Source organism: Micromonospora sp. NPDC005254 (genome assembly GCF_042872525.1).
Taxonomy (GTDB): Bacteria; Actinomycetota; Actinomycetes; order Mycobacteriales; family Micromonosporaceae; genus Micromonospora.
Genome location: NZ_JBIAKM010000008.1, coordinates 272,750 through 283,766 on the forward strand (window position 1 = coordinate 272,750; position 11,017 = coordinate 283,766).

The window sequence follows — 11,017 nt, forward strand, 5'->3', positions numbered from 1 at the left end:
CGTCAACGGGGTCCCGTACAGCGGCAACCGGCAGATCGGCAGCGGCTGGAGCGGCTTCGACACGCTGGTCGGCGCGGACGTGACCGGTGACGGCTACACGGACCTGGTGGGCCGCACGACCAGCGGTGCCCTCCTGCTGTACCCCAACAACATCGAACGCGACAACGGCGTCCCCTTCAGCGGCAACCAGCAGATCGGCAGCGGCTGGGGCGGCTTCAACAGCATCATCTGACACCCTCAGTCGACGCGCCCGGCCTCTGGCCGGGCGCGTCGGCGTTGCCTGGGCACCGCCCGACCACCGGCGGGAACACCTGGGTCAGGCGGGCAGGGCGCGGGCGGCGACCGTCAGGTCGGCGACCAGTCCCTCGTACGCCTTGTCCTGGTCGTCGGCGCGCAGGACCGCGGACGGGTGGATGGTGGCCAGCAACCGAGCCGGCGGCGCGTCGGCCCGCTTCCCCGTGTCGTCCACCGGCACCCGTTGGAAGTCCTCTGGGCGCTGGGCCGACGCGGGCCAGGGCAGCAGCTCGCCGCGCTGTCTCGTCACCCGGAAGGACGGGCCGAGCAGCGCCTTGGCGGCGGTGGCGCCGAGCACGACGACGATCTCCGGGCGCAGCCGGGCAAACTCGGCCACCAGCCAGGGCCGGCACGCGGTGATGTGCACCTGGTCCGGGGTCTGGTGGATGCGCCGCTTGCCGCGCGCCTCAAAACGAAAGTGCTTGACGGCGTTCGTGAGGTAGAGCTGCGTCGGGTCCAGCTTGGCGTCGTCGACGGCGCGGCGCAGCAGCCGTCCGGCGGGGCCGACGAAGGGCAGGCCCTTCTGGTCCTCCATGTCGCCGGGCTGCTCGCCGACGAGGACCACGCGGGCGCTCTCGTCCCCCCGGCCGAAGACGGTCTGGGTGGCGTCGCGGTACAGCTCGCAGCCCCGACAGCCACCCGACGCCGCGCGGAGTTCGTCGATGGTGTCGGCGTCGGGCGGGATGAACCGCTGGGCGCCGGGAGCGCTGTCGGTCTGCTCGGCCATGCCGACTGTTATATACCCGTTCGGTATCGCCTGCCGGGTACGCCCCGGGTGGGCGCGGCCCGGCCGCGTCAGTAGCCGTTGCCGCCCCCGCCACCACCGGACGCGATGGCGATCAGCACAATGATGATCACGATGATGGCGATCGCGATCGCGATCCACAGCCCCTTGCGGTTCCCACCTGCAGCCATGATCAGGCACCTCCGGCGGCCCGCATACCCGCCCCAATCGCTCCGAATCGCCGTGATACCCCCGCTCGCAGGTCAGGTGGAGAAGCCCATTTCAGGGGAGGGATGGATGGCGCGGGCCAGGGCGGCGGCCAGGGGGGTCAGCTCCTCGACGGCCAGGGAACTGACGGTGATGCGCAGGGCGGGCGGGGCGGCGATCCGGTAGAGGGCGCCGGGCGCCACCGCCCAGCCGGCGTCCCGCAACGCGGTCAGCGCGCTGGTCTCGTCCGGCACCGGCAGCCAGACGTTGATGCCGCTGCGGCCGTGCGCGGTCAGGCCATGCTCGGCGAGCGCGGCCAACAGGCCCTCGCGCCGCAGGTCGTAGCTCTGCGCCGCCCGCCGCACCAGCTCGTCGACCGCCGGGTCCCCCCAGAGGGCGAGCACCAGCCGTTGCAGCACGGTGGACACCCAGCCGGCGCCGACCCGCGTCCGGCCGGTCACCCGGGCCACGGTGGTCTCGTCACCGGCCAGCACCGCCAGCCGCAGGTCGGGGCCGAACGGCTTGCTCACCGACCGCACGAAGGCCCAGCTTCCGGTCACGCCGGCGAGCGAATGCAGGGGTACGCGGGCCAGCTCGGCGGCGTGGTCGTCCTCGATGAGCAGCAGGTCCCGCCGGCCGGCGAGCAGAGCGCGCAGCTCCTCGGCGCGGGCGGCGGAGACGGCGGCGCCGGTCGGGTTCTGCGCCCGGCTGGTGATCACCAGCGCCCGCGCTCCGGCGCTCAGCGCGGCCGCCACCCCGGCCACCAGTGGACCCTCGTCGTCCAGCGGCACACCGATCGGCCGCAGCCCGAGCGCGGCGACCAGGTCGAGCAGGTTGGCCCAGCCGGGATCCTCCACCGCCACCGCGTCACCGGGACGAAGGTGGGCGCCGAGCAACCGCTCGATGCCGTCCAGCGCGCCGCCGGTGAGGGTGAAGTCCCCGGCGGGTACGCCGTCGGCGCTCAACCGGGCGCGGGCGGCCTCGGCCAGCTCCGGGAGCACGCCGGCCTGCGAGTAGCCGACCGGAGGACCCGCGTCGGCGGCGAGCGCGGCCAGGTGCGGGCCGATCGGGGGCAGCAGTCGGGGGTCGGGCTCGCCCCGGGACAGGTCGCGGGCGTCCGGCAGCGGTGCGGGGCGTAGCACGGAGCGGCGGGCGGCCACCGGTGGGCGCGGACGGACGCGGGTGCCGTGGCGGCCGGCGGTGGCCAGCACGCCGCGTTGGCGCAGCTCCCGATAGGCGCGGGCGACAGTGGCCGGGCTGACGCCCAGCTCGGCGGCGAGGGCCCGCACCGGCGGCAGGGCGGCGCCGGGTGGCAGGGCGCCGGTACGGATGCCCGACTCGATGCTGGCCGAAATCGCGACGGCCGTCGTCCCGCTGAACTGATAGCGTGCTGACACAAACGGGAGATTGTACTAGAACAAAGGGGCGCGCATGTATCCACCCACCGCCCGGACCACTCCCACCCGCTCGCGCGACCGGATGAGCTACGACCGGGAGGCGGCGCACGCCGTGCTCGACGAGGCGTACCACTGCGCGCTCGGCTTCACCGTCGACGGCGAGCCCCGGGTGCTGCCCACCCTGCACGTGCGCATCGGCGACACGCTCTACCTGCACGGGTCCACCGGCAGCCGGCCCCTGCTCGCCGCCCGGGGCGACGGGCTGCCCGTCTGCGTCACGGTGACCCTGCTCGACGGCCTGGTCTACGCCCGCTCGCAGTTCCACCACAGCGCCAACTACCGCTCGGTGGTCGCGCTCGGCACCGCCCGGCTGGTCACCGACGAGCAGGAGAAGAGCGCCATGCTCACCGCGCTGGTCGACAAGGTGGGCGCGGGACGCAGCACGGACAGCCGCCCGCCGAACCGTCGCGAGCTGGCCGAGACCGCGGTGCTGGCCCTGCCGCTGCGGGAGGTGTCCGTCCGGTCCCGCACCGGCGGGGTCCGCGAGGACGAGGCCGACCTGCACCTGCCGCACTGGGCCGGCGTACTGCCGTTGCGGCTGACCGCCGGCCTGCCGCAACCCGCCGGCGGGGTCACCGCGCCCCTGCCGGCGTACCTGCGGACGGCCCGCACGCCCTGGCACGACCCGGTGTCACTGCGCGGCGAACACGTCCTGCTGGAGCCGCTGGACCTGGCGCACGCCGACGACCTGCACAGCGCCACCGCCGACGACGACGTCTGGCGGCACCTCACCGTTACCCGGCCCACCGAGCCGGCCGGGACCGCCGAGGTGGTCGCCGCGGCGCTGGCCGCACAGCAGCGCGGCGAGCGGGCGCCCTGGGTGCAGCGCTGCGCGAGGACCGGGGCGGTGGTCGGCACCACGTCCTACTACGAGATCAACCCGGAACGACGGTCGGTGGCGATCGGGTACACCTTCCTCGGCCGGCCGTGGTGGCGTACCGGGATCAACACCGAGGCCAAGCTGCTGCTGCTCGGCCGGGCCTTCGACGACCTGGGCGCGGTGCGGGTCGTCTGGCACACCGACATCCGCAACGTCCGCTCGCAGGCGGCCATCGAACGACTCGGCGCCACCCGGGAGGGGGTGCTGCGGATGCACTGCCAGCGTCCGGACGGCTCGTGGCGGGACACCGTGCAGTACGCGATGACCGTCGACGAGTGGCCTAACGCACAGGCCAGGCTGCGGGAAAGACTTCTGCGGACGGCGTCGGTGGCGTGATGATGGCGGGCGTGCTGGGGATCACCGACATCTGGACGTACGTGCTGGGCACCGTGGCCATCATCCTGCTACCCGGACCGAACTCGCTCTTCGTGCTGTCCACCGCCGCCAAGCGGGGCGTGGGGGTCGGCTACCGGGCCGCCAGCGGGGTGTGGGTCGGCGATGCGGTGCTGATGGTCCTCTCCGCCGCCGGGGTGGCGTCGCTGCTCAAGGCGTACCCGCCGCTGTTCCTGGTGATCAAGTACGCCGGTGCCGCGTACCTCGGTTATGTCGGGGTGACCATGCTGCGCGGCGCCTGGCGGCGCTGGCGCGACCGCAACGACCCGGACACGCCGCGGCTCATCGACGCCGCGGAACCGGCGCAGATGCGCAGCCCGTTCCGCAAGGCGCTGGTGATCAGCCTGCTGAACCCGAAGGCGATCCTGTTCTTCATCTCGTTCTTCATCCAGTTCGTCGATCCCGACTACGCCTGGCCGGCGCTGTCGTTCCTGCTGCTCGGCCTGATCGCCCAGGTCACCAGCGCGCTCTACCTGACCGCGCTGATCTTCGCGGGCACGTTCCTGGCCGCCCAGTTCCGCCAACGGCGTCGCCTCGCCGTGGGCGGCACCACCGCAGTGGCAGCCCTCTTCCTCGCCTTCAGCCTCAAGCTCGCCACCGCCAGCGCCGGCTGACCTCCCTCAGGTGCCGTCGCCGCCGCCGGAGCCGCCTCCCACGCCTCCGCTTCCGGCCGTGCCGCCCAGCCCGTAACCGGGTTTGATCGGCTGGTCGGGGTGGCGGCTGACATGGGCGGACCGGCTGATGGTGGCGGACCAGTCGGCGTGCGCGGCAGCCGCAGCGTGCCGGTTGATCGCCTGACGTAGCCAGCCGTCCACGGTGGCGACCCAGTCCCGCTGCCCGGCGTCCGCGTGCCAGATCCGGAACCGGCTGATGCTCTGGTGGGTGATCCCGGCCAGCGACAGCCGACGGTCCAGCCACATGATCACCTCCAGGCCCGCCGAGTTCGTCACGAAGATCAGCTCAAGCTCGGTGACCGGGCCGGCGTAGAGCGGGCCCACCCAGTAGCCCCACCGCTGGTGCAGCGGCAGGGTGTGCTCCACCCCCGGCAGCCCGCCCTCCTGCAACCCGGATTGGCGGATCATGAAGCCGAGCGTGGCCAGCGCCGCCAGCACGTGCTGCTGGGTGGGGATCGGGTGCACGAGGACCGGCACCATGGCCCCCTGGTCCAGATCCGGGTCGACGGACACCTCGGTCCGCAGACCCATCCGCAGGCTCAGCAACGGCACCCCGCCGAACGTGGTCACCGGGATCTCCCACGGCAACGGCAACGCGAAGTCGACCGCCCGCCGGCGACCCGCCGGCACCACGAACCGCCCGGCGATCGGCAGCGAGAAGAACTGCACGAGGCGCCGGGGCGCGGCCGGGTCGTCCGGCTCGACAGTGGTGACCAGGCCGAGCCGGATGTGGCGTACGAGCACGTCGTCCGGCCCGGCGGCGAGGGTCACCCGCCCCGGCAGACGCAGGCCCGGACGGGTGCTCGGGTTCGGCAGCGTGGTCCGCACGGACAGCCCGGTCCAGCCGGAGTCCCGAGACACCCCCGTCAATCGCACCGCGCGCCCCCTCGCGGGACGAGGCCCCCCTGGCCCCGGACCGACCGCGCCTACCCGGTCGCGGTCACCTCACGCCCGCCGCCTCGACCGGATGCTGACGCGCCGACCCGCCGCACCGCAGCAGCGCGGTCGGGTCGGCGTGCGCCTCACCGCAACCGCCGGCCCCGCGGCACCGTGTCGGTCTCGTCGTCGAACTCGCCGATGACCTCCTCCAGCAGGTCCTCCAGAGCGACGAAGCCGATCGGGCGGGCCGGACCACCGCCGTTGCGCACCAGCGCGAGCTGGGACTGCCGGGCGCGCATCGCGGCCACCGCCTCGGTGACCGAGGACGTCGCCGGGAGGGTGAAAGCCGGCGTCATCAGCTCCCCGGCGGTGGCGGCCCGGCCGGTGGTGACCACCCGTACCGCCTCCCGGACGTGCACCAGGCCACAGACGTCGCCGCTGGAGTCCAGGACCGCCAGCCGCGACCGGCCGCTGTCCCGGCTGACCTGCTCGATCCGCTCGGCCGGGTCGTCGCGCCGGACGGTGACCATGGTGGCGAACGGCTCCATCACCTGCGCCACCGACGTGCCCTGCAACTCCAGCATGCTGGTGAGCAGCTGGTGCTGCTCAGCGCCGAGCAACCCGTGCTCGCGGGACTGCTCCAGCAGCATCCGCAGCTCGTCCGGGCCGTGCACCTGGGCGAGCTGATCCTGCTGGTTGACCCCGACCAGGCGCAGGATCGCGTTGGCCAGCGCGTTCAACGCCGACAGCACCGGCCGGGACACCCGGGCGAAGGCCCGGAACGGCAGCGCGAGCAGCGTCGCCGAACGCTCGGCGTCGGTGATCGCCCACGACTTCGGCGCCATCTCCCCCACCACCAGGTGCAGGAAGGTCACCAGAGCGAGGGCGAAGACCAGGGCGACCACGTGACTGGCCGCGTCGGGCAGCCCCACCGCGTGCAGCAGCGGGCTGATCAGGTGCTCGATCGCCGGTTCGGCCAGCGCGCCGAGCCCCAGGGTGCACAGCGTGATGCCCAGCTGCGCCCCGGCCAGCATCAGCGACAGCTCGCGGACACCGTCCAGCGCGGCCCGGGCCGCCCGGCCGCCGCTGGCCGCCGCCTGCTCCAGCCGGTACCGCTTGCTGGCCACCAGGGCGAACTCGGCGGCCACGAAGAACCCGTTCAGCGCCAGCAGGACCCCCGAGCTGAACAACGCGATGCCGGGGCTCACGCGGTCACCCCCGGCGTGCTCAGTTGCAGCCGTACCGAGTCGGCGACGTGCCGGTCCACGGCGAGCACCTCGACCAGGGCCCGAGGCTCCGCCTCACCGTCTTCGACCTCGGCACCCTCGGGCAGCAGGCTGATCTCCAGCCGGTCGCCGACCTCCGGCACCCGGCCCAGCTCGCGCATGACCAGCCCGGACAGCGTGTCGTACTCCGGGGCTTCGGGCAGCGCGATGCCGGTGCTGTCGGCGACCTCGTCGATCCGCCAGCGGGCCGGCACCACCCACGAGCCGTCGTCCTGCCGCGCGGGGGCACGCTCCGGCGGGTCGTCCTCGTCCCGGATCGGGCCGACCAGCTCCTCCGCGATGTCCTCCAGCGTGATCACACCGGCGAAGCCGCCGTACTCGTCCACCACGCAGGCCATCTGCCGGTGCCCGGACCGCAGGCGGTCCAGCACCGTGGGCAGGGGCAGGGTCTCCGGCACGAGCAGCGGCGGCCCCGCCACCGCGCTCACCGGGGTGGTGGCCCGCTCCCCCGGCGGTACGCCGAGCACCTCGGCGATCCCGACGATGCCGATCAGGTCGTCGACGCCCTCGGCACCCCGCACCGGGAAGCGGGAGTGGCCGGTGTCCAGCAGCTCGACCACCCGGCTCACCGGCTCGTGCGCCCGGACGGTGTGCACGTCGACGCGCGGCACCATGGCCTCGCCGGCGGTCAGCTCGCGGAAGTCGAGCCCGCGGTCGAGCAGCGTGGACATCTCGGCGTCCAGGCTGCCCTCCTCGCGGGACTCGGCGATGATCTGTTCCAGGTCGGCGGGGGTGGCGCCGCTGGGCAGCTCCTCGATCGGCTCGATGCCGACCCGGCGCAGCAGGCGTATCGACGCGCGGTCGAAGAGCCGGATCACCGGCCCGGCCATCGCCAGGTAGAGGAGGGTGGACCGGCTCAGCGCCCGGGCGAGTGACTCGGCCCGGGCGATGGCGAGGTTCTTCGGGGCCAGCTCGCCGAGGACCATCTGCACCACGGTGGCGATGACCAGGGCCAGCGCCACCGACAGCGGCAGGCTGACCGACTCGCGGAGACCGGCGACGCCGAACAGGTCGGCGAGGCCGCCGCCGAGGTACGGCTCGGCGACGTAGCCGACCAGCAGGGCGGTGACGGTGATGCCTAGTTGCGCACCGGAGAGCACGAAGGAGAGCCGGCTGGTGACGGTGAGGGCCCGGGCGGCGGCCTGGTCGCCGTCGTCGGCGAGCTGGCGCAGCTTGCCCCGGTCCACGGCGACATAGCCGAACTCCTGCGCCACGAAGTAACCGGTGGCGGCAGTGAGCAGGATGATCAAGAGAAGGCCGACGACGATCAACACGGGTCGCTCAGGGCTCCCGGGGCCGTCGGGACGGGAATATGCCGGGCACGACCCGGCTGGCTACTGCTGCCCTCCTGGGCAGAAGAGTCGATCATGCCGCTATTTTATCGGCGTTGCCTGGGACTCCGCTGAGGGTGGGCCGAAGGCGTCGATCGTCCGGTTCACTCCGGCCGGGCGCGGCCGTCGCCGGGTCCGCCGCCCGCCGGGCGCTCGGCCAACTCGTCGGCGTCGAGCAGGCCGCGGTCGAACCGGCCGGACCGGTACGCGGCCCGGCCGATCATCTGTGCCGCGACCGGCGCGGTGGCCAACTGGAAGACCGCCACCAGCAGGATCGTGCCGACGTCGGCCGCGGACCGCAGCCGTAGCGTGATGCCGAGCAGCAGCAGGAGCACTCCCAGCACCTGGGGTTTGGTGGCCGCGTGCATCCGGGACAGGGCGTCCGGGAAGCGCAGCACACCGATCGCGGCGGACAGGGCGAGCAGCGCGCCGGTCACCAGGCAGGCGGCGCCGAGCCAGTCGGCAGCCGTCGCGAGCACACCGGCCGCCGAGTGTCCGCCGGTCGCCACCATCACGCCTGCTCCCGCACGGCGAAGCGGACCAGGGACACCGAGCCGACGAAACCGAGCAGGGAGAGCACCACCAGCACGGGCAGCGTGGTGGCGTGCCGGTTGACCGCCGCCTCCGCGCCCACCGCGCCGACCATGGTGGCGAGCAGCATGTCCGCCGCGATCACCCGGTCCAGCAGCGAGGGGCCCCGGTAGAGCCGGATCAGCGCGAGCAGCGCGGTCACCGACAGCAGGGTGGTGAGGACGACGGCCAGGAACGTGATCATTGGGAGTTTCCCTTCTCGACGGGATGGGGCCCGACGCGGCGCAGTTCGGCCGCGCTGCCCACCGCCCGGACGATCCGTCGCTCGACGTCGAGGGTGCGTTCCCGGGAGAGGGCCAGGTCCGCCGGCCCGTGGGTGTCCAGCACGTGCAGGTAGAGCGTCGCCGACTCCCGGTCCACCTCGAGGATCAGCGTGCCCGGCACCAGCGAGACCGCCTCGGCGGTGAGCGCCAGGTTGAGGTCGGTGGGAACCCGCAGCGCCACGGCGATGATCGCCCCGCGCGGGCGGTAGCCGGGTTGCACGGCGATCCGGGCGATGTGCAGGCTCGCGCTGACGAGTTCGACGGCGAACCGGCCCGCGAACGCCACCAGGGCACCGGGCCGCAGCCGGCCGCCGAAGCTGACCGCCGGCAGCGGAAAGAACACCAGGACCGCGCCGCCCACCAGCAGGCCACCGATGATGTTGGCGAGGTTGATCGAACCCCAGAGCAGGTTCCAGACGAGCACCAGCCAGCCGAGCGCCAACGCCTGGTCCCGCCAACGCCCGAACCGGCTCCGCACCGGCGGGGTCGCGCCCGTCGGGGTCGTCGCACGCGGGCCGGTCACGGCACGACACCGGGCAGGACGGCCCGCACGTACGGCGTACGCAGGAGCAGGTCGGTGGCCGCGTCGGCGGTGACGTCGAAGAGCGGGCCGGCCAGCACGGTGAGCGTCAACCCGAACGCGACCAGGGCGGCGGTCGCGCCGACCATCACGGTGGGCAGCCGGACGGTGGGCTCGCTGGAGACGGTCCGGGGCGCCCGCCAGAACGCGATGTTCCACACCCGGGAGGCCACGTACAGGGTGAGCAGGCTGGTCAGCGTGCCGGCCGCCACCAGCGTCAAGGGCAGCGCCCCGCCGGCCGCCACACCGGCCTGGAGCAGGCCGAGCTTGCCGAGGAACCCGGAGAACGGCGGCACCCCGGCGAGATTCATCGCCGGGACGAAGAAGAGGACGCCGAGCAGGGGCGCCATTCGGGCCAGGCCGCCGAGACGGCGCAGGTCGGTGCTGCCGGCCCGCTCCTCGACCAGGCCGGCCACCAGGAACAGCGTGGTCTGGATGGTGATGTGGTGCACCACGTAGAAGATCGCGCCGGCGAGACCGGCGGCGGTGCTCAACGCCACCCCGAAGATCATGTAGCCGATGTGGCTGACCAGGGTGAACGAGAAGAGCCGCTTCATGTCCGACTGCGCCACCGCGCCGAGGATGCCGACCAGCATGGTCAGCCCGGCGACGACCATGAGCAGACCGTCGACCTGACCACCCGGAAACAGCAACGTCTCGGTACGGATGATCGCGTACACGCCGACCTTGGTGAGCAGCCCCGCGAACACGGCGGTGACCGGGGCCGGGGCCGTGGGATAGCTGTCCGGCAGCCAGGCCGACAGCGGGAAGACCGCTGCCTTGATCGCGAACGCGAGCAGCAGCATCAGTTGCAGGGTCAACCGGACGTTGTCCGGCAGGTCGTCGAGGCGCTGGGCGAGCTGCGCCAGGTTGAGCGTGCCGGTGGCCGCGTACACCAGCCCCACCGCGGCCAGGAAGATCATCGAGGAGAGGATGCTGACCACCACGTACGTCGACCCGGTGCGGATCCGCGTCTCGGTGCCGCCCAGCGTGATCAGCACGAAGCTGGCCGCCAGCAGGATCTCGAAGCCGACGAACAGGTTGAACAGGTCGCCCGCCAGGAACGCGTTGGTGACACCCGCGGTGAGCACCAGGTACGTCGGGTGGAAGATGACCACCGGCGCGCTCTCGCTGGTCTCGCTGCGGCCCTGGCCGATCGAGTACAGCAGCACGCAGAGGGTCACCGCCGAGGACACCACAAGCATCAGCGCGGCCAACTGGTCGGCCACCAGCACGATGCCGACCGGTGGCGGCCACCCGCCGATCGCGAGCACCACCGGCCCGTGCCGGTACGCCTGCACCAGCAGCACCACCGCGACGGTGAACGTGACGGCCAGACAGAGCACGCTGACCGCCCGCTGCACCCGGGGCCGGGTGGCCAGCAGCAGGGTCAGCGCCGCGCCGAGCAGCGGCACCACCACCGGCAGCGGCAGGAGCCTGCTCACCACGTCCCCCGCG

The 11,017-nt window shown here is 73.2% G+C and carries 11 protein-coding genes and 1 pseudogene; 3 read left to right on the forward strand and 9 right to left on the reverse strand.

Annotation, left to right across the window (positions count from 1 at the left end; genetic code table 11):
• Nucleotides 1-232 (forward strand): annotated as a pseudogene (locus ACFYPR_RS24585) (hypothetical protein); the annotation flags it as partial.
• Nucleotides 233-316: 84 nt separating this feature from the next.
• Here the strand turns inward: ACFYPR_RS24585 and ACFYPR_RS24590 are convergent.
• Both ACFYPR_RS24590 and ACFYPR_RS24595 read right to left on the reverse strand, forming a co-directional pair.
• Complete coding sequence (locus ACFYPR_RS24590; protein ID WP_354859940.1) at nucleotides 317-1,021, reverse strand: UdgX family uracil-DNA binding protein; 705 nt, start codon at nucleotides 1,019-1,021, stop codon at nucleotides 317-319.
• Between the two features lie 260 nt (nucleotides 1,022-1,281).
• Nucleotides 1,282-2,622: an aminotransferase class I/II-fold pyridoxal phosphate-dependent enzyme gene (locus ACFYPR_RS24595; protein ID WP_387262661.1), complete on the reverse strand. Its 1,341-nt coding sequence runs from the start codon at nucleotides 2,620-2,622 to the stop codon at nucleotides 1,282-1,284.
• Nucleotides 2,623-2,656: 34 nt separating this feature from the next.
• Between ACFYPR_RS24595 and ACFYPR_RS24600 the strand changes: the two genes are divergently transcribed.
• Both ACFYPR_RS24600 and leuE read left to right on the forward strand, forming a co-directional pair.
• Nucleotides 2,657-3,898, forward strand: coding sequence for a bifunctional pyridoxamine 5'-phosphate oxidase family protein/GNAT family N-acetyltransferase (locus ACFYPR_RS24600; RefSeq protein WP_387262664.1), 1,242 nt, complete (start codon nucleotides 2,657-2,659; stop codon nucleotides 3,896-3,898).
• A complete protein-coding gene (leuE, locus tag ACFYPR_RS24605; RefSeq protein WP_354859933.1) occupies nucleotides 3,898-4,569 on the forward strand; it encodes a leucine efflux protein LeuE in 672 nt (223 codons plus the stop codon). The genes ACFYPR_RS24600 and leuE overlap by 1 nt, the downstream gene beginning before the upstream one ends.
• A gap of 6 nt (nucleotides 4,570-4,575) precedes the next feature.
• On the opposite strand, the gene ACFYPR_RS24610 is transcribed toward leuE, so the two are convergent.
• From ACFYPR_RS24610 to ACFYPR_RS24640, 7 genes are all read right to left on the reverse strand, one after another.
• Nucleotides 4,576-5,505 (reverse strand): sporulation protein, encoded by a 930-nt coding sequence (locus ACFYPR_RS24610; RefSeq protein WP_387262667.1) that lies wholly within the window; start codon nucleotides 5,503-5,505, stop codon nucleotides 4,576-4,578.
• Nucleotides 5,506-5,651: 146 nt separating this feature from the next.
• Nucleotides 5,652-6,716, reverse strand: a complete 1,065-nt coding sequence (locus tag ACFYPR_RS24615) for a hemolysin family protein (RefSeq protein WP_354859928.1) — start codon at nucleotides 6,714-6,716, stop codon at nucleotides 5,652-5,654.
• Complete coding sequence (locus tag ACFYPR_RS24620; RefSeq protein ID WP_387262669.1) at nucleotides 6,713-8,068, reverse strand: hemolysin family protein; 1,356 nt, start codon at nucleotides 8,066-8,068, stop codon at nucleotides 6,713-6,715. The genes ACFYPR_RS24615 and ACFYPR_RS24620 overlap by 4 nt, the downstream gene beginning before the upstream one ends.
• 161 nt (nucleotides 8,069-8,229) lie before the next feature.
• Entirely contained in the window at nucleotides 8,230-8,637 is a 408-nt protein-coding gene (gene mnhG / locus ACFYPR_RS24625) for a monovalent cation/H(+) antiporter subunit G (RefSeq protein ID WP_354859970.1), read from the reverse strand.
• Nucleotides 8,637-8,900, reverse strand: coding sequence for a monovalent cation/H+ antiporter complex subunit F (locus tag ACFYPR_RS24630; RefSeq protein ID WP_354859923.1), 264 nt, complete (start codon nucleotides 8,898-8,900; stop codon nucleotides 8,637-8,639). The genes mnhG and ACFYPR_RS24630 overlap by 1 nt, the downstream gene beginning before the upstream one ends.
• Entirely contained in the window at nucleotides 8,897-9,502 is a 606-nt protein-coding gene (locus ACFYPR_RS24635; protein ID WP_354859921.1) for a Na+/H+ antiporter subunit E, read from the reverse strand. The genes ACFYPR_RS24630 and ACFYPR_RS24635 overlap by 4 nt, the downstream gene beginning before the upstream one ends.
• Complete coding sequence (locus ACFYPR_RS24640; RefSeq protein WP_363937062.1) at nucleotides 9,499-11,004, reverse strand: Na+/H+ antiporter subunit D; 1,506 nt, start codon at nucleotides 11,002-11,004, stop codon at nucleotides 9,499-9,501. The genes ACFYPR_RS24635 and ACFYPR_RS24640 overlap by 4 nt, the downstream gene beginning before the upstream one ends.
• Nucleotides 11,005-11,017 lie beyond the last annotated feature (13 nt).

What these genes read in the sequence shown, in the direction of transcription:
- ACFYPR_RS24590 (WP_354859940.1), bottom strand. Translation starts at nt 1,021, where the DNA reads ATGGCCGAGCAGACCGACAGCGCTCCCGGCGCCCAGCGGTTCATCCCG.
- ACFYPR_RS24630 (WP_354859923.1), bottom strand. Translation starts at nt 8,900, where the DNA reads ATGATCACGTTCCTGGCCGTCGTCCTCACCACCCTGCTGTCGGTGACC.
- mnhG (WP_354859970.1), bottom strand. Translation starts at nt 8,637, where the DNA reads ATGGTGGCGACCGGCGGACACTCGGCGGCCGGTGTGCTCGCGACGGCT.
- leuE (WP_354859933.1), top strand. Translation starts at nt 3,898, where the DNA reads ATGATGGCGGGCGTGCTGGGGATCACCGACATCTGGACGTACGTGCTG.
- ACFYPR_RS24600 (WP_387262664.1), top strand. Translation starts at nt 2,657, where the DNA reads ATGTATCCACCCACCGCCCGGACCACTCCCACCCGCTCGCGCGACCGG.